Below are 20,058 nucleotides of genomic sequence, written 5' to 3' on the forward strand. Positions count from 1 at the left end.
GCCGGCCCGGCGACACCGTGCGCACCGACCGCTCAAGCCCGAGGCGTGAGGCCTGACGGTTCGGGTTCGGGCTCGGCGGTTCAGACCGGACGGACCGCCGGGCAGCTCATCATCGTCGTCAGCACTCGCCAGGCGTCGGCCCGCCGTCGTGGCGACCGCGCCCACAGGGCGGTGAAGACCGCCATCCACATCGGAAAGGCGAACAGCGCGAACGAAACCGCGGAATCACAGCACACCATCGTCCTACTTTCGTGGTAGCGGAAGGAAAAAGCGATCGGCTGACCTAGGCGGGCAGCCCGGACCGGCAGCTCGCACCGTGACCGCCGTCCCACAGCGGGAGCTCCGAGTCCAGGACCGCCGAGCAGACCGTCACCCTCGCCGCGTGTTCGAGGAACCTCCGGCGTTTGACGGCCTCGTCGCAATCGCAGTGACGACCCGATCCGGTGGGGCGTTCGTCATGGGCCAGGCCCATGTACCCCTTGGGCACGCCGAGGCCTTCGGCGATCCGGCACAGCGTGTCGTAGTCCCGCACCGGCCGGCCGTCGATGGCCGCCGAGACGTCCTGCGGCGACTGCCCGGTCAACGCGACGATGCGCTCGACCGACACGCCCTGGCGGCGCAGCAGCCGGTAGACCGGGCCGATCTCGCGGCGTGCCAACGCGTCGCGCATCAGGTTCTGCTCCCACAGCTGGGCAGCACACCACTCGGCACCGCCGCGTCGGCCCGTGCCGCGCTTTCGAGCAGGGCGGGACCGGGAACGGTCACGGCGAGCCACTCCCCCCACGCCCACTCCGGCTCACCGCGCCAGCCGGTGCCGCCGACCTCGACCGCCGACAGCCGCACGCCACGCACTCCGTTGTCGGGCAAGGCGTACCCGACGGCGGACGTGTCCGGGATGCGGCAGCACGAGTCGGCCAGGATCGCCGCGATGACCTCGCCACGCGGACCGCCACGCCAGTACAACTCCGCCGAGTCGGGTCGCACCACCGTGGTCAGCCAGGCGGCACCGCTCAACAGCGGCAGCCGCCGCAACACCCCGCTGAGCACCGGCACGGGAAGGCGGTCGTCCGGCTCGGCGCGTTCCCGGTCGTGCCGCTCGTGCCGGGCGTCGCGCCACACCGGTTCACCGTTGCCCGCGAGCTGCCCCGCCACTTCACGCCACCGGGACCTGGTCACGCCGAGCAGCCGGACCGCGGCCCGGCCGTCCAGCACGCGCAGGTCCAGGTGCTCCCGGCCGGGAGCCGGGCGGACCCCGGCGATCCCGATCAGCTGGTCGCCCACCACCGCGGGCAGCACCTCGGCCAGCAGGTCGCCGACCGCCGCCGCCGGCACCTCCAGCGCGAGCGGACCGCCGTCCACCCGCACCCGTCGCACCAGCAGCGTCGGCCGCAGCGCCCGAGCCCGACGGCGCATCCCGGCCATCGTCCGCGTCACCGCCGACAGCACCGCCGCTTCCAGCTCGGCCTGCGCGCGGCTCGGCGCGGACGGCACGAGCAGGTCGCCCGGGCCGCGCCGCCCCTGCCGGCGCACCATGTTGGGCCTGCTGCCCAGGCACCAGCCGAGCTTCTCGTCGTGAGCGGCCGAAGCGCCCACCACTTCCATCGACACGAGAACCCTCCGCGAGCATCGCCCGGCCGACGCTGCCGCACTCCGGGGTTCGACGCAGCTCGACTGTCGTCACGATCGCGGTGGACGCCGTTCGGCGAGCTTCGGAGGCACCCACTCCGTCCGGGCCGGAGGAGCCTCAGCGGCGGCCGCAACCGCCGGACGAGAAGCTACCCCCAAACATGACCCACCCACACCACCACTCGGCCAAGGGTCACCCGATCGTGCGACGTCCCGCCCTCCGAACGCCTCGGTCACCGACCGGACGACCGGAAAGCACCTGATGGCCCAGGACCGTCACCGCTACGGAGACCGAACACTGACTGTGTGTCACCACAACAGCTGTTGCGCACGCACTACATGACCGCCCACCTGCCAGGTCGTGCCCCGCCAAGGTTTCCCCAAACCCCGCCGGTGCACGATCGGGGCGGGTCGGACGTTCCAGAGGGGTACACCCGACTCGGGTCGGGACCGGGTGAGGCCGTGCCGTCCGGAGGGCACCGCCTTCCCGGTCCCCCGCCCCAGTGCGGGTGTGGCCGCCGCCGGCGGAGCCGGGACCATCCACTAGCCCGACAGCGCCGGCCGCCGAGCCGGCACCACCGCGTCCCCCACCGCCACACGACCAGGCACGACGACCGAGGCGTACACGCCGAGCGTCATGTCGTGGTGGGCCGCGATGGTCCGCAGCACCGACGAGTCGCGGCGGCCGGTGTCCGGGTCTACCGACACCACCCCGCACCGCCTGTCCTTGCGGTCCACGCGCAGCACGACGTCCCCGATCGTCACCGTCGTGCCGACCCACGCGTCCTCCGGGAAGTCGCCGGCGGCGTCGATCAGCACGTTCGGTCGGAACCGGCGGGCGTCGGCGGAACCCACGGCCGCCGCGCTCTGGACGGTGAGCAGCGACACCGCCGCCGAGTCGAACACGCCCCGGTCCAGCTTCATGGCACGGCCGCCGAGCAGCGCGGCCAGTCCGGGATCCGCGACGTCGTACTCCGCGCCCGCGGGTGTGCGCACCACGACGTCCGACCTGTCCAGCAGGCGCGGGCGGTACAGCACCAGTTCGGGGCGCCGGCGCAGCGTGAGCCACGGGAAACCGTTGCGCACCTGGCCGTCCCGCACGAAGCCCCACCGGCGGTCGTCCGCCAGTCCGTGCCACGACACGTCGGCGTGTTCCAGGCTCTCGCCCGCCATCGACTTCACCGGGTACCGGTGCACAGCAACCACTCGACCAACCACAGTGGACACTACGCCTCCGCTCGACTGGAGGCGCCCTTGTGCCACGTGCTGGGGTCGAGCGTGGCGGACCAAGTCCGTCGCAGCGCCTCTCGACCCCGTCGCCGGATGCTGGCACACGCCACCGAGCGCGGTCAACCCGGTAAGTGTCACGAGTGCCGGAAGTATCGGACGCCGATACTCCACTGTGGACCGAGTTGGCACGTGAAAAGCAACGCCACGGGGAACCACCGAAGACAAGACGCACAGTTCCGAAAAAAAGGGGGGGTGCGGACCCGGAAGCCGCTTGCGTATGGCCTCCGGGGTCCGCACCACCTCACGGGAAACTCGTGCCACTGAAGTGATCGGCGCCTTGGAGGTCGCCGTCCGCACCCGGCACGGTTTCCCGTCCGGCCCGTCTCGTGCCCGGAGAATCGGGCGAACACCCGGTCGGGAGCGGAACACCGTGAGCGGAGACCCTGCTCTCCGCACGGCACCGCGACCGGGACGAGTACGGACCGTCGAGTGGACGTGCTCAGCCGCTACAGGCCGCGCCGTGGAACAGACCGAAGTCGATGTGCCGACGGGAGCACAACAGCGGGGTGCGGGACCGGACCACCGTTCTCCACCTCCGGCTTCTCCCGGTGCCACAAGCGACCTTATGGCGTGCGAGCCAACCGTAGGCAAGGCCGGTGCCGGGGCACAAGGGCGGTCGGTGAACGTCCACTCCTTGGAAGCCGTTGACATCCCATCCCCCCGCGCACAACAAAAGCAGATCCCGAATCAAGTCGTCGCGACATGGACGATCACGGTCTCCCGATTCTCCACATCACCCGGAATTTCCGCGCCGACCGCGCTGGAATGCTTCGTCACGGCTTTGTCGCGGACCCGCCTCGTCCTGCGCCACCATGGGTGCATGAGCATCCGAGCGATCCTCGCCGGCACCGCCCTGATGACGACCACCCCCGCCGCCCCCGCCGTCCCCGCCGCAGCGACCGCCCTGCACCCGTGCGCTACCGCCGAGCAGCGGTGCGACGGGACGATCCAGGTCCCGTTGGACTGGTCCGACCCGCACTCGGAACGGATCCCGGTCACGTTCGCCCGGGTGCCGCACACCGATCGCGGTGTGCCGTCCGCCGGCACCGTCGCCGGGCTGGCGGGCGGCCCCGGCCCGTCCGTGGTGGCCACCCCGGCGTTCGAACGGACGCTCGGCACCCGACGCCGGACCCACGACCTGCTGGTGGTCGAACGCCGGGGTTTCGGTGGGGCGAACCCCTGGGTGTGCCCGGACATCACGCTCGCCGACCCGGACACGATCAGCCGGTGCGCCGCCCGGATCGGACCACGCACCAGGTTCTTCACCACGGATCAACGGGTGGCCGACATCGAGGCGGTCCGCGCGGCGCTCGGCGTTCCGGCGCTGACGTTGTACGGCTACTCCTACGGCACGGTCGACGCCCAGGCGTACGCGGCGCGCTATCCCCGGCGGACCGCCGCTGCGCTGCTGGACAGTCCTCTGCTCACCGACGCGAACGGTTACGTCACCGGGATCTCGTTCGGCGCCAAGCAGAACGCCGAGGTCGCGCTGTTGTCGGTGACCTGCCGGGAGTCCTTCTCCTGCCGTGCACTACCCGGAACCCCACCGTCCCGAGTGGACGACCTGGTCACACTGCTGAAGCGACACCCGGACCCGAAGGTGCCCCTGTTCGCGGTGTACGGCCTGCTGCGCCAGTCCTCCCCCGTGCTCGGTCGCGAGACCAATGCCGCGATCGCCGCCTACCTCGCCGGCGACCCCACCCCGTTGCACCGGCTGGTGCCACCGCCCGGGGGTGTCGGCGGCGGGCAGGACGCCATCTACCGGCAGGCCACCGCGTCACTCGCCTACCTGTGCGCCGACACCGCGTTCCCGTACGACCGCCTGGCCACGACCGAGACCCGCCGCACGCAGCTCGCCGAGTACCGGCGTGCCCACCCGGAACGACCGCCGCCTCCGAGGCCACCCCCGGTGGTGCGGGCTACATCGAGGACTGGTGCGCCCACTGGCCCACCCCGCGCCCGTCCCCGCCCGTGCCGTCCGGGAAGCCGTACCCGGACATCCCGGTGCCGGCCATCGGCGGCACGCTGGACAGCGACTTCGCGGCCGACGCCAGGGCACTCGCCGGGAAGTTCCCCCGCGGCAGGGCGATGGCGGTGCCGTTCGGCGGTCACTCGGCCACCCTGTACGGCGTCGGCCCCTACGGGGAATGCCTCGCCGAACGGGCCCGCACCTTCATCGCGGACCCGTCGCGCCCCGTCCATTCGACCTGCAGCGCCGAGACCTACCGCGCCCTCGGGCGGTTCCCCCGCACCAGTGACGAGCTGCCGCCGACCCACGTGCCCGGCCTGGCCACCGCGTACGCCACCGCCGCCGACGCCACCGCCCGTCGCAATCCCGGCATCACCCCGCCGCCCACCGCACCACCCCAGCCCGGACTACGCGGCGGTACGGTCACCTTCGACGACCCCGGTCGACGGATCGTGCTCGACGCCGACCGCTACACCGCCGACATCGCGGTGTCCGGCGAGATCCGCCTCCCCGACCCGTCGACCGGCGGCTCCGCGACCGCCGACCTCACCACCTCGGACGGCCACACCTTCCAGCCGGCCTGGCGACCGTTCGAACCGAGGGACGTCGTGGTGGTCACCGGAACGGCGGACGGCGTGCCGTTCACCGCAGCGCTGCGGAACTCGTGAGCCGGCCGGGACACCGGCGCGTGGTGCGAACGCCTCGGCTGACACGTCGGCCAGGACCGCAGCGGCGAAACCGCGGTCCTGGCCGTTCACACCAGGTCGTCAGGCGCCCTTGCGAGCGTTGGCCTCGATGGTGTCGAGGACCTCCGGCCACAGGGGACGCGGCAGGTCGTGGCCCATGTCGGGGAGTTCGAGGTAGGTCGAGCCGGAGATCTCACGATGGGTGGCCTGGCCGCCGCTGACGTTGATCAGGCTGTCCTCGACACCGTGGATGACGGCGGTCGGGATGTCGAGTTCGCGCAGCTTCGGGGTGCGGTCCACGGCGTTCGCGATCGCGGCGAACTGGCGTTTGGCGCCCTGTGGGTGGAAAGCGCGGTCGTAGGAGGCCTCGGCGGACTGCCGGCGGTAAGGCTGCTCGGTGTCGGCGTGGGTCTTCGAGCCGATGATCCGGTAGATGTTCGCGATGTGGTCGATGGCCGCTTCGCGTTCGACGGGCGTGGGTTCCAACAGGGCCAGGGCGGCCTCGAACGTCGGTTGGCCGACCCTGCGGTCGCCGGTGGTGCTCATGATCGAGCACAGGGTGGCGACCCGGTCCGCGTGGTGGATGGCGACGAGCTGCGCGATCATGCCACCCATCGACGCGCCGACCACGTGCGCCCGCTGGATGCCCAGGTGGTCGAGCAGTCCGACGGTGTCGGCGGCCATGTCGACCAGGTGGTACGCCGGTTTGCCACCGGGCTGGATGGTGCCCGCGATCTTGTCCGACAGCCCGCAGTCCCGGTTGTCGAAGCGGATCACCCGGAAGCCCCGCTCGCCGAGCGCCGCGACGAACTCGTCGGGCCACAGGATCAGCTGGGAGTTCAACCCCATGATCAGCAGCAGCGGATCTCCGTCGGCGTCACCCTCGTCGCGGTACCACAGCCGGATGCCGTTGGTGGGTGCGTAGTCACCGGGTTCGTCGGGCATGATCGGGCAGTTCCTCTCGCAGGCGGGATCCACATCGGACGGGCGCACTCGGGGGCTCCTGCTCCGTGACCGGCAGCACCGCCGCTCGATGTCGGCGCTTGCCGCGACTGCACCCCCGCACGCCTTCCGATCAGAGCCTGACGGCAGGACCCGACGGCGACCATGCCCCATCGGGGTGAACTGTCCGTAACCGAAGTACTACCCAGAGCAGTCCCTTGTGGAGCCCCGCGCTTCGGTTCTTCGCGCGTTTAAATCAGTCGCTTGACTTATATCGACGGCCTCGTTTCACTGGCGAGGACGCAAGCCCGCTGCGAGGAGGCCGTCGGTGGAGTCCGAGGAAGTGCCGAGCTACCCCCTTGCCAACCCGACCGCGCTGGAACCGCCCGCCGAGTGGACCGGGTTGCGGCAGGGCCGCCCGGTGGCTCCGGTGACCCTGCCCAGCGGCGACCGGGCGGTGCTGGTGACCCGGTACGCGGACGTCAAGCAGGTGCTGGCGGACCCCCGGTTCTCCCGCACGCTGTCCGCCCCCGACGCCGCGCGGATCTCCGCCGACGAGTCCGGCGGCGTGTTCAACGCGGTTTCGGTCCTCCCCGACTCGGGCGAGGGGCACCGGAAGTGGCGGCAGGCGGTCGCGCGGTGGTTCACCGTCAGGCGGATGAACGCGCTGCGCCCGGAGATCGAGGCGATGGCCGACCGGCTCGTCGACGCGATGGTCGCGAGTGGACAACCCGCCGACCTCAAGGCGGCACTGGGTTTCCCGCTGCCGGTGTGGGTCATCTGCCACCTGCTCGGCGTCCCCGACGCCGACCGCGACCGGTTCTCCCACGTGGTCGGGGGGCTGCGCGACGTGCCGGTACGGTGGTGACCGTGGTGACCGACGTCGACAGGACCCCACGGGCCGAGCAGGTCGGCGCCACCCGCCGCCAGATCCTGGACACGGCCGAACGACTGTTCGCCGAGCAGGGGCTGTACGCGGTGTCCAACCGCCAGATCAGCACCGCCGCCGGACAGGGGAACAACGCCGCCGTCGGTTACCACTTCGGCACCAAGGCAGACCTCGTGCGCGCCATCGTGCGCAGGCACTCGCACCACATCGAGGCGTTGCGCACCGAGCTGGTGGACGCCGCCGGCAGTTCGGCGGACCTGCGCACCTGGGTGGGCTGCCTGGTCCGCCCGGTCACCACCCACCTGGCCTCGCTGGGCGACCCCACCTGGTTCGCGCGGTTCGGCGCGCAGGTCGTGACCGATCCCGCGTTCCGGGGCGTCATGGTCGAGGAGGCGCTGTCGACGCCGTCGCTGCGGCGCGTCGTGGAGGGTCTGCACCGCTGCCTGCCCGACCTGCCCGCCGAGGTGCGCGCGGAACGCGGTGACATGGTCAGCACCCTGATGGTGCACGTCTGCGCCGAACGGGAACGCGCCCTCGCCGACGGCGGCACCACGCCCAGGGCGTCCTGGGAGGAGACCGCGACCGGCCTGGCCGACGCCATCACCGGTCTGCTGACCGCCCCGGTCGTCGGGCGTCCGTAGCGGTTCCCCACGCCCTGCCACCGAGTTGGGCGGATCCGGCGTGCTCCGCGCGAGATGGCCGAGGGTGTGCTCCGCGCAATGACTAAGTCAGTTGCTTGACTCAATTTCCGGCAATCGGTTAGCTGGATTCACCGGCACCGACTCCAGGAGGACGCAGTGGCACGCGGTCAGGTCGACCACGAACCCGATCACCGGATCCCGGTGCCGCACCCGATCGGCTTATCCGTGCGGACGGGCGGACCAGTCGCCGGACCGGCGCGTTGACGTGACGGGGGTCGGGCGGGTGTCGGTGGCCCGTGAGTCGGTCCTGACTTCGGCGGAGCGGCTCTTCGCCGAACGCGGCGTGTCCCGCTGCCCGTGCGCCGGACCGGAGAACCCGCCGGCCGGGGCGACGGGCTCAACCGGTGCCTGCCCTCCCTGCCGCTGCCGGTGCACCTCGAACGCGGCGACATGACCCGCAACCTGCTGTCGCACACCTGCGCGCAACGCGAACGGGCACTCGCCGAGGGAGCCCCGGTGCGCGGGAACACGTGGGAGGACATGGGCGCCGGCCTGGTCGACGCGATCACCGGGCTGTGGCCGGCCCCGGTCACCGCGACCGGCGGGTGACCACCAGCGGCGGGTGACCACGAGCGCAACGGAGAGGAACGTGGGACATGAAGATCACCGTGGACGAGGACAAGTGCTGCGGCGCGGGTTCGTGCGTGCTGACCGCCCCCGACGTGTTCGACCAGCGAGACGAGGACGGTGTGGTGCTGCTGCTGGACCCTGAGCCCGCCGAACACCTGCACGCCGCGGTGCGCGACGCAGCCAACGTGTGCCCGGCGGCGGCGATCACGCTCGACGGGGGCGCGTGAGCCTTCTGTCGAAGGCAGGTTCCCGGAACCGCACCCAGACATCACCGGGAGGAAACCATGACCAGCACGTCGGACCGCACCGCCGAGAGCACGGCCGGACTCCCCCGCTTCCCGATGCCCAGGGCCCGGGGCTGCCCGTTCGACCCGTCGCCCGTCCTGCGCGAACTCCAGCGGGAGACCCCGCTGGCCCGGGTCGAGTTATGGGACGGCAGCACGCCGTGGTTGGTCACCCGGTACGCCGACCAGCGCGCCCTGCTCGCCGATCCCCGCGTGAGCGCCGAGATGGCCCACCCCGACTACCCGCGCCAAGCGCCCGGCATCGGGTCGTTGGGCTTCATCGGCCTGGACGACCCCGAGCACGCCCGGCAGCGCCGCATGGTCGGCGCCGCGTTCACGGTGAAGAAGGTCGAGGCCATGCGCCCCGCCGTGCAGCGGATCATCGACGAGGCGGTCGACGCGCTGCTCGCCGGTCCCAGGCCGGTGGACCTGGTCCAGGCGTTCGCCCTGCCGGTCCCGTCCCTGGTGATCTGCGACCTGCTCGACGTGCCCTACCGCGACCACGGCTTCTTCCAGCGCAGCACCAGGACGCTGGTCCACCGCGGCTCCACGGGCGAGCAGCGCGCGGAGGCGCTGGGCGCGCTGGCCGAGTACCTGGGCCGGCTGCTGGCGGCCAAGCTGGACGACCCGGCCGACGACCTGCTGTCCGGCCTGAGCGCGCGGGTCCAAGCCGGTGAGCTGACCCACCGGCAGGCCACCGAGATGGCGGTGCTGCTGCTCGTCGCGGGGCACGAGACCACCGCCAACATGATCGCGCTGAGCACCCTGTTGCTGCTGCGCCACCCCGACCAGCTGGCCCTGCTGCGCGACTCCGCCGACCCGACCGTCGTCACCCGGGCGGTCGAGGAGCTGTTGCGCCTGCTCAACATCACCCACGGCGGGCGCCGCCGGTTCGCGACGGCGGACATCGAGGTCGCCGGGCAGGTGGTGCGGGCGGGCGAGGGCCTGGTCATGCCCAACGACATCGCCAACCGCGACCCCGCCGCCTTCCCCGACCCGGACCGGCTGGACATCACCCGCGACGCCCGCCACCACATCGCGTTCGGGTTCGGCGTCCACCAGTGCCTGGGCCAGCCGTTGGCCCGGCTGGAGCTGGAACTCGTCTACCGCACCCTGTTCCGACGCCTTCCCGGCCTGCGGCTCGCCACCGACTTCGAGCAGGTCCCGTTCAAGCACGACGGCTTCGTCTACGGCGTGTACGAGTTGCCCGTGACGTGGTAGCGCGGTACGGCAGCGCGCGTCCATCGCCTGCCCCTCGGTGTGGTCGGACCACAGAACCTAGGGTGGACGTCGTGAGAGTCGCGTTGTTCGTCACGTGCCTGGTGGACGGGCTGTTCCCGGAGGTCGGCAAGGCCACCGTCGCCCTGCTGGAGCGGCTGGGCCACGAGGTGGTCGTGCCGGGCGGGCAGACCTGCTGCGGCCAGATGCACGTCAACACCGGCTATGCCCGCCAGGCGCTGCCCGTCATCCGCAACCACGTCGAAGCGTTCGCCGACGCCGACGTCGTGGTGACGCCGTCGGGTTCCTGCGCCGGTTCGATCCGCCACCAGCACGCCGACGTGGCCCGGTCGCACGGCCAAGCGCGCCTGGCCGACGCCGCGGACCGGGTCGCGAAGCGCACCTACGAACTCTCGGAGTTCCTGGTCGACGTCCTGGGCGTGACCGACGTCGGCGCGTACTTCCCGCACCGGGTCACCTACCACCCCACGTGCCACTCGCTGCGGGTGCTGCGCGTCGGCGACCGGCCGTTGCGGCTGCTGCGCGCGGTGCGGGGCATCGACCTGGTCGAACTGCCGGCCGCCGACACGTGCTGCGGGTTCGGCGGCACATTCGCGATCAAGAACGCCGACACGTCCGCCGCCATGCTGGCCGACAAGATGTCGGCGGTGCTCACCACCGGGGCGCGCGTGCTCACCGCCGGCGACTCGTCGTGCCTGATGCACATCGGCGGCGGGCTGAGCAGGCTGCGCGCCGGTGTCCGCCCGCTGCACCTGTCGCAGGTCCTGGCCGGTACCGCGGACCACCCGGCGGAGGTGGCGTCGCGGTGACGTTCCTCGGCATGCCCGCCCGCAACCTGGTCGGCGAACCGTTCCCCGTCGCCGCGCGCGCCGCCCTGGGCGACGCCCAGCTGCGTCGCAACCTGGCCAAGGCCACCGGCACCATCCGCGCCAAGCGCGCGTCCGTGGTCGCGGAACTGCCCGACTGGGCGCAGCTGCGGGCGTCCGGGGCGGCGATCAAGGACGCGGTCCTGGCCGACCTGGACACCTACCTGCTGCGGTTCGAGGCCGCGCTGGTCGAACGCGGCACCACCGTGCACTGGGCCCGTGACGCCGACGAGGCCGCCCGCGTGGTCACCGGTCTGGTGAAGGCCACCGGCACCGCGGAGGTCATCAAGGTCAAGTCGATGGCGACCGCCGAGATCGGCCTGAACGACGCCCTCGCCGACGCCGGCGTGCGGGCGGTCGAGACCGACCTCGCCGAATTGATCGTCCAGCTCGGTGACGACAAGCCCAGCCACATCCTGGTGCCCGCCATCCACAAGGGCCGGGCCGAGATCCGCGACCTGTTCCGCCGCGAGATGCCCGGCGTGGACCCGGACCTGACCGACGACCCGCGCGCGCTGGCCGAGGCCGCGCGCCGCTACCTGCGGCACAAGTTCACCACCGTCGACGTGGCGGTCTCCGGCGCCAACTTCGCCGTCGCGGACAGCGGGGCGCTGGTGGTGGTCGAGTCGGAGGGCAACGGCCGGATGTGCCTGACCCTGCCGCGCACCCTGGTCAGCGTCGTCGGCATCGAGAAGCTGGTGCCCACCTGGCAGGACCTGGAGGTGTTCCTGCAACTGCTCCCCCGCTCCTCCACCGGTGAGCGGATGAACCCCTACACCTCGGTGTGGACCGGCCCCGCGGAAGGCCAGACCAGCCACGTCGTCCTGGTCGACAACGGCCGTACCGCCACGCTCTCCGACCCGGCCGGGCGCGCCGCGCTGCGCTGCATCCGCTGCTCGGCCTGCCTGAACTCGTGCCCGGTCTACGAGCGGACCGGCGGCCACGCCTACGGCTCGGTCTACCCCGGCCCCATCGGCGCGGTGCTGTCCCCGCAGCTCACCGGCGTGCGGCACAACCAGACGCTGCCGTTCGCGTCCTCGCTGTGCGGCGTCTGCTACGACGTCTGCCCGGTCGCCATCGACATCCCGTCGATGCTGGTGCACCTGCGGGAGAAGGTAGTCGACGTCAGAGCCGCAAACGCGGAGTCGGCCGCCATGCGCGCGGTGGCGTGGGCCATGTCGGACTCCGGGCGCTGGAGCCGACTGCTGCGCGCGGGCAGGCTCGGCCGTGCCCTGGGCCGCCGCCGCGACCGCATCGGACGACTCCCGCCGCCGCTGTCCGCGTGGACCGACACGCGGGACCTGCCGCGCCCGCCGCAGCAGACCTTCCGCGACTGGTGGGAGTCCCGATGAGCACCGCCCGCAGCGAGATCCTCGCCCGCATCACCGCCGCGCTGGGCCACCGCCCGCCCGCACCGCCCGTCCCCCGCGACTACCGCCGCTCGGGCAGCCTCGGACCCGGTGACGTCGAACGGTTCGCCGACCGCCTGCGCGACTACCGCGCCGTGGTCCACTTCACGTCCGCCGCGGGCCTCGCCGACACCATCGCCGAGGCCCTCCGGCGCCGGGGCGCACGGCACGTCGTGGCGGCACCGGGTGTTCCCACCGCCTGGGCACCGGACGCGATCCGGTCCGGAGTGGACAGTGCCGCCCTGGAGGGCACCGACGCGGTGATCACCGCCTGCCACGTCGCCATCGCCGAGACCGGCACCATCGTGCTGGACCACGACGCACCGGACCAGGGCATCCGCGCACTCACCCTGCTGCCCGACTACCACCTGGTCGTCGTCCGCCGGCAGCAGGTCGTCGCCGGCGTCCCCGACGCCGTCACCGCCCTGGCCGGCGTCCGGACCCAGACCTGGATCAGCGGCCCTTCGGCGACCAGCGACATCGAACTGGAACGCGTCGAAGGCGTCCACGGCCCCCGTACCCTCGAAGTGGTGGTGACCCGCTGACCGGGTGAGGAGTCGACGTGGCTGTCGGGAGTGGCGGTCTGCTGCTGGGCATCGACATCGGCACGTCCAGCTCCAAGGGAGTGCTGGTGACGCCGCGCGGCGAGGTGTTGGCACGGGCGAGCCGGCCACACCGGACCTCGATGCCGCGCCCCGGCTGGGTCGAGCACGACGCGGAAACCGTGTGGTGGGCGGACTTCGTGGCGCTGAGCCGGGAGTTGACCACCGCCGCGGCGGGCCGGCCACTCGCCGGGCTGGCGGTCAGCGGGATCGGTCCCTGCCTGCTGCCCGCCGACGGTTCGGGCACCCCGCTGCGCCCGGCGATCCTGTACGGGGTGGACACCCGCGCCGAGGTGGAGATCGCCGAGCTGACCGGGGAGCTGGGCGCCGAGGAGATCCTGCGGCGCGGCGGCACCCCGTTGTCCAGCCAGGCGGTGGGGCCGAAGATCCGCTGGCTGGCCCGGCACGAGCCGGACGTCCACCGCCGCACCGAACTGCTGCTGATGGCCGGTTCCTTCCTGGTGCACCGGCTGACCGGGCGCTACGTGCTCGACCACCACTCGGCGAGCCAGTGCGACCCGATGTACGACCAGCGGGCGCTGACCTGGGCGACCGACTGGGCGCGGGTGGTGGCTCCGGGGATCCGGCTGCCCGAACTGCTCTGGCCGACCGAGGTGGCCGGGGTGGTGACCGCGCGGGCCGCCGCGGAAACCGGCCTGCCCGCGGGACTTCCGGTCACCGCGGGCACGATCGACGCTTGGGCCGAGGCGACCGGGATCGGCGTGCGGGAACCCGGCGACGTCATGGTCATGTACGGCACCACCACGTTCCTGGTCCAGGTGCTCGACTCCGCCCGGCCGCACCCCGGCCTGTGGACCACCAGCGGCGTCTTCCCCGGCACCCGGACCCTCGCCGCCGGCATGGCCACCTCCGGCGCGGTCACCGACTGGCTCCGCGAGCTGGTGGGCGCGGACTTCACCACCTTGACCGCCGAAGCCGCCGAGGTGCCGGCGGGCAGCCGCGGACTGCTCGTCCTGCCGTACTTCGCCGGCGAGCGCACGCCCGTCTTCGACCCGTCCGCACGTGGCGTCATCGCCGGGCTGACCCTCTCGCACGGCCGCGCCGAGATCTACCGGGCCGCGCTCGAAGGCACCGCCTATGGCGTGCGGCACAACCTGGAAACCATGCGCGGCACCGGAGCCGAGCCGAAACGGATCTTCGCGGTCGGCGGCGGTACCCGCGGCGGGCTGTGGACCCGGATCGTCTCGGACGTGACCGGGCAGACGCAGTACATCCGCGAGGAGACGATCGGCGCGTGCTTCGGCGACGCCCTGCTCGCCGCCCTGGCCACCGGCCACGAGGTGGACCACGAGACCTGGAACCCGGTCGCGCACACCGTGCGGCCGGATCCGCGGCAGCAGGACCGCTACGACGCGTTCTACCGCCACTACCGCGACCTGTACCCGGCGACCGCCGACATCGCGCACTTCCTGGCCGCCGAGCAGCACGCCGCGGGACCGGGCTGACCGGCGGCCGGTGGACGGCCGATGTGCGGGTCGACGGCCGGCGAGCCGTCCACCCGCACATCGGCGAGGGTGTGCACCCTGCTACCCCCGGAGCCGCCCGAGGGGTGGCACCGGGCACCCGATCCACCCTGTAGGACCGGACATCCCGCTCGTCAGGTCCGTCAGGACGCCACCGGCACGGCGGCCGGGGCCGGCCAGGAGTCCACCGACCACTCGGTGGGCTTGCCGGAGTCCGCGGCGCGGAAGCCACCGGCGAAGCTCCGGTTGACCCAGTCGGCCTCGGCCGCGCTCGGGTTGGGGTTGCGGCAGGCCGTGCCCGCGCTGCCGCCGGACATCAGGATGGTGCAGCTGCCGTTGTAGTTGTCCCGCAGACCGAGCGAGTGCCCCATCTCGTGGGCGACGACGCGCAGCGGGGAGTAGCCCTGGTTGATCTGCAACCGGTCCAGGTAGATGGTGCCGGAACCGTGGCCGATGGAGGCCCGCGAGCCGCCGCCGCTGACCACGTAGATGCGGATGTTGCCGCCGCTGGTGACCTGGCTCATCCGGATGTTGGGCACGTGGCTGTTCCAGATCTGGATCGCCTGCGGCACGTAGGACGAGTACTCGCCGCCGCCGCTGACCGTGATGGACCGGGGCGCCAGGCTCGACGCGGAGGCGGGCGAGGCGGAGGCGGGCGGAGCGGTGAAGGCGACCAACGCGAACGCGACACCGGCCGCCGCAGTGAGAATTCTGCGAAGCAATGCCAACTCCGTTTCTTGGGCAGGGGAAGTCGACCTGCGAACTCTTCGGACGATCGGCCGGGGATTGCAGGGCCACCGGCCGACCGGCAGGACAGGCCCCACCGTACTGCGCGGACGTCCCGCCACAAGGCGATGTCCGCGGTGCGGCAGGGGTCGCCGTACGGTGCGCCGGACCGCGCGGGGTCGGCGCTGGTGGGATGACCGGGACGGGGGTCCGCCGAACCGACTCTGGAAGAACTCTGTATTTCCGGGGAGTGCGCTTGGTACAACTGGGCGTGCCGGAGGTGCGACATGGAGTCAGACGCCCGCACGACGTTCAGCGCTGCGCTGCGATCCGCCATCCGGGGCAGCGGCCTCACCCTGCAAGCCGTCCGGGCTCGCCTGGCCCGCCGCGGGGTCGCGGTGTCCGTGGCGACGCTGAGCAGCTGGCAGTCGGGTACCAACCGCCCGGAGCGCCCCGGTTCGCTGCACGCCGTCACCGAACTGGAAGACCTGTTCGGCCTCCCGCCGGGCGCCCTGATCACCCTTCTGGGACCGCGCCGACCGCGTGGCCGCCGTGCCGGGGACCAGGTCGGGCAGCCGAGGAACGACCTGCTGCCGGAATCGGACGCGGTCGCCCGGATCGTCCAGGAGATCAGCCCGGAGAAGTTCGACGGCATCCGCCTGCTGTACGTGGAGGAGAACGTCCGGGTCGGTTCCGACCGGACGCTGCGCGAGGTGCGGACCCGTTCCGTGGCCGAAGTCCTGCGGGACGGGGTGAGCCGGTGCTTCTCGCTGAACTACGCGGACTCGGCGGACGACCTGGACCTGGTCCGCACGACCGCCGTCGACCGCTGCCGCCTGGGCCGGGTCCGCCGCGACCACGACCGCCGGCTGATCGGCGCGGAACTGCTCCTGGAACGCGCCTACCGCTCCGGCGAGGTGTTCTCCATCGAGTACAAGACCACCACTGGCCAACCGGTCTTCGACGACGAGTACTTCCGCGCCTTCACCACCCCGGTCACCCTCTACGTGTTGCAGGTGACCTTCGACCAGGCCATGCTCCCGGTCCGCTGCCACCGCTTCGAAACGCCGTCCTGGGCCCACCCCAGGGCCGACCGCGAGATCGACCTGGTGGACCGGAGAACCGCCCTGGTGGCGGCGCGCGACGCCCAGCCGGGCATGTACGGCATCCGCTGGGAATGGACCTGACCACACCGCCCGGCACCACCATTCGTCCACTGTGGACAGCGATGCCGGGCGGGGTGGGCGGTCATGCCCAGGGCTTGGCCTTGTCCAGTTCCTCGTTGACCAGTTGCAGGAAGGCCCTGACCTCGGTCTCGCCGTACGGCGGCTCGATGTCCGCCGTCACCGGGTCCGGCTGCCCGAGGGCCTGGGTGATGGCGCGCGAGTACGCCTCGGGACCGTCCACGAAGTACTCGCGGGCGAGCATGGCCTCCACCATGCTCGCCGCCGTGTCGCGGTCCAGGGCGGGTGCCCGGAACAGGCCGTAGATCACCGAGTTCAGCTCGGCGCGGTGGTCGATCGTCATGGTGCTCCCCTTCGGGGTTTCCGGCGACGTGCGCTAGGCGAACATCGGGCGGCCACCGGGCCGCGGACCCTGGAAGTCCCAGATCGGCGGTCGGATGCCGTTGCGGGAGAACTCCTGGGCGAGGTTGGACATGTGCTCGGGGCCGGGCTGGTAGTGGCCGCTCGCCGCGGTGGCGTAGTTGACCCGGCCGTTGGTGACCGACAGCTCCCCCGCCGCCGCCACGGGATGACCGCCCGCCAGCGACGAGTGGTGGAACTGGCCCGGCGCGTGGTGGTTGGAGGCGTACATGTTGCCGTTGCCGTCCATGACGAAGATCGCGCGCTGGCCGCCCCAGGCCGAGGTGCCCGACTGCGTGTCGTACAGCGAGCCGTCACGTGCCCTGCGCAGGTTGCCGTTCGGGTCGACGAACACCCGGTGCGCCTCGCGCTCCTGCGGCGACAGGCGGCGCACCGACCGGCCGGGGAACGGGTTGGCCGGGTGGTTCGGGTCCGTCTCGTGGCGGTACTTGTCCAGCATGGGCTTCTGCCGGTGGTAGCGCGGCACGGTGTGCGGGCCGGGCGTGTTCGGACGTCCGTGGTGCCCGGACGGCCTGGTCCCGCCGCCACCACCGCTGCCGCCGCGGGTCGACCGGCGCAGCCACTGGAGGATCGGCCGGAAGATCCCCGCGTTGCCGCCACCGCCACCGCTGCCGCCGCGGCCACCTCCGCCGCGCCTAGCCATTGAGCACCGCGTTGATCGCGATGTCCAGCGCCTGGTCCAGCAGCAGCTTGGTGATCTGGCGGAAGATCGGGATCTCCAGCAGCGACGCGCCGAAGGTCACCACGGCGGTCGCGATGGCCTGGGCGATCTGGATGGCCAGCACGACGAGTTGGGCGATCACCGCGACCTTCAGCGCGATGAGCGCCCCGGCGCAGACGTAGAGCCCCGCGCCCACCATGGCGGCGGCGGTCGCACCGTCGTCCAGGTTGTTCTTCGGCGCGTCGTCGCCGTCCCAGAACGACCGGAACCGCTCGACCGCCTCGGCCTTGTTCTGCGACCACACCACCTCGGCTTGGCCGTGCGCCTCGCCCACCGAGCCGCTCAGGCGGTCGCCGAACGCGATCCACTCGCCCGCCATGTCGAACAGCTTGCCCTCGTCGCCCTCGGGCCAGTTGAAGCCCAGGGTGTTGAGCAGCCCGGAGAGCTCCGCGGGCAGCATGATGCCGGTCGTCACTGGCCGAGCCTCCCCAACAGGTCGGTGAACAGCCCTTCGTTGGACTGCTCCACACCGGCGTACTCCGCGCCCATCTCGACCAGCTTCCCGCCGGTCTCGGCCAGCACGGCGGCGTTGTCGTCGAAGCACTCCATCGCGGCCGTGGAGATGGCGTCGTAGACCATCTGCATGGCCGAACCCAGGTCGTCACCGCCGAACGCGTTCTCGAACCCGGCCAGCCGCCCGCCGAACGACGCGATCTCGCTCGTCAGGCGCTCGGCCGTGCCGGTGAGCTGTTCTCCCGACTGGCCGATCGTGCCACCCGAGAGGTCTAGATTCCCGGACACCTTCCCCCGCTTCCCGAGCCTACGGCTCGCCGATGCTCCCCATGATCGACTTCAGTTTCGTGGTGTACCCGCGCAGCTGGTCCAGGCTCTGCGTGCGCAACGCGTCGGCCTGCGCGGCCAGCCGCCCGAAGTCGGCTCCCGCGGCGTCCGGCGGCGACTGGTCGCGCCGCTTGGCGGTCCAGTCCTCCAGCGCGGCGTTGACCGCCTGCCGGGCGCGGTCGTTGAACTGCCGGCTCGTCATGTCCCTGACCGCGCCGGACAGCTCCACCTTGGACACGGCGCCGTCCACGCCGATGGTGACCCACACCTCGTGGTCCTCGTCGGAGCCGTTGCCGGTCACCTGAGGCCCCTGGAACCCGGCGAGCGAGTCGCGCGCCGTGCGCAACGCCGTCGCGGCGTCGGAGAACAACGCGTCCACCCCGCTCGGCGACGGGTCACCGTGCATCCCGGTACGTGGCCCCACCTTGGCGATCACGTCGTCCAGCGCCGACCCGACCTGCCGCATGAACCGACTGCTCTGCTCACCGACCGAGTTGAGCCGGTCCAGCAGGACGTCCAGGTCCGGCAGCGGATCGGTGGCCGCGGGCACCACGCCCCTGGCCGACGCCAACGCGGCGTCGACCGCCGTGGCGAGGTGGTCGCCCAGGTCGCTCGTCGGGATTTCGGCCGGCGACAGCCGCACCGCCACCGACGCGACGCGGCCCGCCGCGACGGTCACCTCCACCAGCCCGTCCGCGGACCGCCCGACGAACCGACCGTCGTCCTCGGGCAGTTCGCCCAGGTCGTCGCTGTCTTCCCCGAGCGACCGCCGGTACTCCTCCAGCCGCTGCTCGGGGCTCGGGCCCCTGTCCACAGTGCACCTCCGACCGCCTTGAGTTGCGTCCGAGCGTACTACCCGCTGCACGGCCCGTAGTCGTTTTCGGAATTCACGGCCGGCCCGCCTCCGTCCACCCTGGACAGACCGCGCGGCTCAGCGCGCGGAGAGCTCCTGCCGCCAGTGCTCCGCCGCCTGCGCCATGTCGTGGCCGAGGTGCTCGAAGAACCTGCTGGTGGTGTGGAACCGGGCGCCGGCGGGGGTTCCCCGGCCGAGCACGTCGGCCCCCCGCCGGGTGGTCGCGGCCCACATCGCCATGGACCGGGTGCTCGCCAGCCACGCCCGGTACCAGACGTCCTCGTCGATGAGATACCGCTCACGCCGATGACCGGGGTCGCGCTCCCGTTTGACCATTTCGAGCGGTTCGAGGTAGTTGACGGCTTTGGAGATCGACGCCGGGCTGACCTGGAGCCGCCCGACCAGTTCGGCGGCGGTGAGGCTGCCGGTGTCGCTGGTGAACAGGCAGGCGAGCACCCTGGCCATCATCGGCGGGAGCCCGGTCCGGATCATCATCGCGGCGAACTCCCGCTCGAACTCCCGCACCGCGCCGGGTCCGCTCCCGTGGCCGTCGGTCGGCACCGGGGCGTCCGGGCGCACTGCCGGCTTGCGGCGACGGGCCCGCCACGCGCTGGCCCGCTGCGCCCGGTTGGCCCGGTAGCCGTGCGGTCCGCCGTTGCGCGCGATCTCCCGGCTGACGGTCGAGGTCGGCCGCGCCAGGCGGCGGGCGATCTCGGCGTACCCGAGTCCTTCCGCGAGCCCCTCGGCGATGTACCGGCGGTCCTCGTGACTGAGGCGCCCTCCGGGCATCCGTCCTCCCCTGTAGGTGCGGTGTCGT

At 72.2% G+C, this 20,058-nt stretch carries 21 protein-coding genes and 2 pseudogenes; 12 read left to right on the top strand and 11 right to left on the bottom strand.

Annotated features, from left to right (window positions below; translation table 11 throughout):
• Nucleotides 1-283 precede the first annotated feature (283 nt).
• The 3 genes from FHS29_RS01820 to FHS29_RS38015 form a co-directional block, all read right to left on the bottom strand.
• Nucleotides 284-670, bottom strand: coding sequence for a hypothetical protein (locus FHS29_RS01820; RefSeq protein WP_184687579.1), 387 nt, complete (start codon nucleotides 668-670; stop codon nucleotides 284-286).
• Nucleotides 670-1,608 (bottom strand): hypothetical protein, encoded by a 939-nt coding sequence (locus tag FHS29_RS01825; RefSeq protein WP_184687580.1) that lies wholly within the window; start codon nucleotides 1,606-1,608, stop codon nucleotides 670-672. The genes FHS29_RS01820 and FHS29_RS01825 overlap by 1 nt, the downstream gene beginning before the upstream one ends.
• Before the next feature lie 561 nt (nucleotides 1,609-2,169).
• Nucleotides 2,170-2,832 (bottom strand): MOSC domain-containing protein, encoded by a 663-nt coding sequence (locus FHS29_RS38015; protein WP_312864698.1) that lies wholly within the window; start codon nucleotides 2,830-2,832, stop codon nucleotides 2,170-2,172.
• 940 nt (nucleotides 2,833-3,772) lie between these two features.
• Here FHS29_RS38015 and FHS29_RS38415 point away from each other — a divergent pair.
• Together FHS29_RS38415 and FHS29_RS36515 are read left to right on the top strand one after the other, a co-directional pair.
• Nucleotides 3,773-4,330, top strand: a pseudogene (locus FHS29_RS38415) (alpha/beta fold hydrolase); the annotation flags it as partial.
• Nucleotides 4,331-4,887: 557 nt separating this feature from the next.
• Nucleotides 4,888-5,553, top strand: coding sequence for a hypothetical protein (locus tag FHS29_RS36515; RefSeq protein ID WP_246439765.1), 666 nt, complete (start codon nucleotides 4,888-4,890; stop codon nucleotides 5,551-5,553).
• A 99-nt stretch (nucleotides 5,554-5,652) separates the two neighbouring features.
• On the opposite strand, the gene FHS29_RS01840 is transcribed toward FHS29_RS36515, so the two are convergent.
• Entirely contained in the window at nucleotides 5,653-6,516 is an 864-nt protein-coding gene (locus FHS29_RS01840) for an alpha/beta fold hydrolase (RefSeq protein ID WP_184687581.1), read from the bottom strand.
• Between the two features lie 325 nt (nucleotides 6,517-6,841).
• Here FHS29_RS01840 and FHS29_RS01845 point away from each other — a divergent pair.
• From FHS29_RS01845 to FHS29_RS01885, 9 genes and pseudogenes are all read left to right on the top strand, one after another.
• A pseudogene (locus FHS29_RS01845) lies at nucleotides 6,842-7,342 on the top strand (cytochrome P450 family protein); the annotation flags it as partial.
• A gap of 41 nt (nucleotides 7,343-7,383) precedes the next feature.
• On the top strand, nucleotides 7,384-8,043 hold the full coding sequence (locus FHS29_RS01850) for a TetR/AcrR family transcriptional regulator (protein WP_312864699.1): 660 nt from the start codon (nucleotides 7,384-7,386) through the stop codon (nucleotides 8,041-8,043).
• 357 nt (nucleotides 8,044-8,400) lie between these two features.
• Nucleotides 8,401-8,652: a hypothetical protein gene (locus FHS29_RS01855; protein WP_184687584.1), complete on the top strand. Its 252-nt coding sequence runs from the start codon at nucleotides 8,401-8,403 to the stop codon at nucleotides 8,650-8,652.
• A gap of 47 nt (nucleotides 8,653-8,699) precedes the next feature.
• A complete protein-coding gene (locus FHS29_RS01860; RefSeq protein ID WP_184687586.1) occupies nucleotides 8,700-8,900 on the top strand; it encodes a ferredoxin in 201 nt (66 codons plus the stop codon).
• Between the two features lie 57 nt (nucleotides 8,901-8,957).
• Nucleotides 8,958-10,178: a cytochrome P450 gene (locus FHS29_RS01865; RefSeq protein WP_184687588.1), complete on the top strand. Its 1,221-nt coding sequence runs from the start codon at nucleotides 8,958-8,960 to the stop codon at nucleotides 10,176-10,178.
• 71 nt (nucleotides 10,179-10,249) lie between these two features.
• A complete protein-coding gene (locus tag FHS29_RS01870; RefSeq protein WP_184687589.1) occupies nucleotides 10,250-11,005 on the top strand; it encodes a (Fe-S)-binding protein in 756 nt (251 codons plus the stop codon).
• Between the two features lie 11 nt (nucleotides 11,006-11,016).
• Nucleotides 11,017-12,414, top strand: a complete 1,398-nt coding sequence (locus FHS29_RS01875; protein ID WP_184688569.1) for a lactate utilization protein B — start codon at nucleotides 11,017-11,019, stop codon at nucleotides 12,412-12,414.
• Entirely contained in the window at nucleotides 12,411-13,016 is a 606-nt protein-coding gene (locus tag FHS29_RS01880; RefSeq protein ID WP_184687590.1) for a LutC/YkgG family protein, read from the top strand. The genes FHS29_RS01875 and FHS29_RS01880 overlap by 4 nt, the downstream gene beginning before the upstream one ends.
• 17 nt (nucleotides 13,017-13,033) lie before the next feature.
• Complete coding sequence (locus FHS29_RS01885; RefSeq protein WP_184687591.1) at nucleotides 13,034-14,539, top strand: FGGY-family carbohydrate kinase; 1,506 nt, start codon at nucleotides 13,034-13,036, stop codon at nucleotides 14,537-14,539.
• A gap of 161 nt (nucleotides 14,540-14,700) precedes the next feature.
• Here the strand turns inward: FHS29_RS01885 and FHS29_RS01890 are convergent, their stop codons facing one another.
• Nucleotides 14,701-15,279 (bottom strand): snapalysin family zinc-dependent metalloprotease, encoded by a 579-nt coding sequence (locus tag FHS29_RS01890; protein WP_246439767.1) that lies wholly within the window; start codon nucleotides 15,277-15,279, stop codon nucleotides 14,701-14,703.
• A 291-nt stretch (nucleotides 15,280-15,570) separates the two neighbouring features.
• Between FHS29_RS01890 and FHS29_RS01895 the strand changes: the two genes are divergently transcribed.
• A complete protein-coding gene (locus tag FHS29_RS01895) occupies nucleotides 15,571-16,470 on the top strand; it encodes a hypothetical protein (protein ID WP_184687592.1) in 900 nt (299 codons plus the stop codon).
• 61 nt (nucleotides 16,471-16,531) lie between these two features.
• On the opposite strand, the gene FHS29_RS01900 is transcribed toward FHS29_RS01895, so the two are convergent.
• The 6 genes from FHS29_RS01900 to FHS29_RS01925 all read right to left on the bottom strand — a co-directional run bounded on the left by FHS29_RS01900 (nucleotide 16,532) and on the right by FHS29_RS01925 (nucleotide 20,030).
• On the bottom strand, nucleotides 16,532-16,810 hold the full coding sequence (locus FHS29_RS01900; protein ID WP_184687593.1) for a hypothetical protein: 279 nt from the start codon (nucleotides 16,808-16,810) through the stop codon (nucleotides 16,532-16,534).
• 33 nt (nucleotides 16,811-16,843) lie between these two features.
• A complete protein-coding gene (locus tag FHS29_RS01905; protein ID WP_184687594.1) occupies nucleotides 16,844-17,530 on the bottom strand; it encodes an IQM protein middle domain-containing protein in 687 nt (228 codons plus the stop codon).
• Nucleotides 17,523-18,023, bottom strand: coding sequence for a WXG100-like domain-containing protein (locus FHS29_RS01910; RefSeq protein WP_312864701.1), 501 nt, complete (start codon nucleotides 18,021-18,023; stop codon nucleotides 17,523-17,525). Before FHS29_RS01910 ends, FHS29_RS01905 begins: the two co-directional genes overlap by 8 nt.
• Complete coding sequence (locus FHS29_RS01915; protein WP_184687595.1) at nucleotides 18,020-18,349, bottom strand: hypothetical protein; 330 nt, start codon at nucleotides 18,347-18,349, stop codon at nucleotides 18,020-18,022. Before FHS29_RS01915 ends, FHS29_RS01910 begins: the two co-directional genes overlap by 4 nt.
• Before the next feature lie 19 nt (nucleotides 18,350-18,368).
• Entirely contained in the window at nucleotides 18,369-19,202 is an 834-nt protein-coding gene (locus tag FHS29_RS01920) for a YbaB/EbfC family nucleoid-associated protein (RefSeq protein ID WP_184687596.1), read from the bottom strand.
• 117 nt (nucleotides 19,203-19,319) lie between these two features.
• Nucleotides 19,320-20,030: a GbsR/MarR family transcriptional regulator gene (locus tag FHS29_RS01925; RefSeq protein WP_184687598.1), complete on the bottom strand. Its 711-nt coding sequence runs from the start codon at nucleotides 20,028-20,030 to the stop codon at nucleotides 19,320-19,322.
• Between the last annotated feature and the right edge of the window lie 28 nt (nucleotides 20,031-20,058).

Source organism: Saccharothrix tamanrassetensis (genome assembly GCF_014203665.1).
GTDB classification, from domain to species: Bacteria; Actinomycetota; Actinomycetes; order Mycobacteriales; family Pseudonocardiaceae; genus Actinosynnema; species Actinosynnema tamanrassetense.

Excerpts from the sequence above, each read along its gene's own strand:
- FHS29_RS01820 (WP_184687579.1), bottom strand. The coding sequence starts at position 670 with ATGCGCGACGCGTTGGCACGCCGCGAGATCGGCCCGGTCTACCGGCTG.
- FHS29_RS01840 (WP_184687581.1), bottom strand. The coding sequence starts at position 6,516 with ATGCCCGACGAACCCGGTGACTACGCACCCACCAACGGCATCCGGCTG.
- FHS29_RS01860 (WP_184687586.1), top strand. The coding sequence starts at position 8,700 with ATGAAGATCACCGTGGACGAGGACAAGTGCTGCGGCGCGGGTTCGTGC.
- FHS29_RS01865 (WP_184687588.1), top strand. The coding sequence starts at position 8,958 with ATGACCAGCACGTCGGACCGCACCGCCGAGAGCACGGCCGGACTCCCC.
- FHS29_RS01875 (WP_184688569.1), top strand. The coding sequence starts at position 11,017 with ATGCCCGCCCGCAACCTGGTCGGCGAACCGTTCCCCGTCGCCGCGCGC.
- FHS29_RS01880 (WP_184687590.1), top strand. The coding sequence starts at position 12,411 with ATGAGCACCGCCCGCAGCGAGATCCTCGCCCGCATCACCGCCGCGCTG.
- FHS29_RS01895 (WP_184687592.1), top strand. The coding sequence starts at position 15,571 with ATGGAGTCAGACGCCCGCACGACGTTCAGCGCTGCGCTGCGATCCGCC.
- FHS29_RS01900 (WP_184687593.1), bottom strand. The coding sequence starts at position 16,810 with ATGACGATCGACCACCGCGCCGAGCTGAACTCGGTGATCTACGGCCTG.
- FHS29_RS01905 (WP_184687594.1), bottom strand. The coding sequence starts at position 17,530 with ATGGCTAGGCGCGGCGGAGGTGGCCGCGGCGGCAGCGGTGGCGGTGGC.
- FHS29_RS01925 (WP_184687598.1), bottom strand. The coding sequence starts at position 20,030 with ATGCCCGGAGGGCGCCTCAGTCACGAGGACCGCCGGTACATCGCCGAG.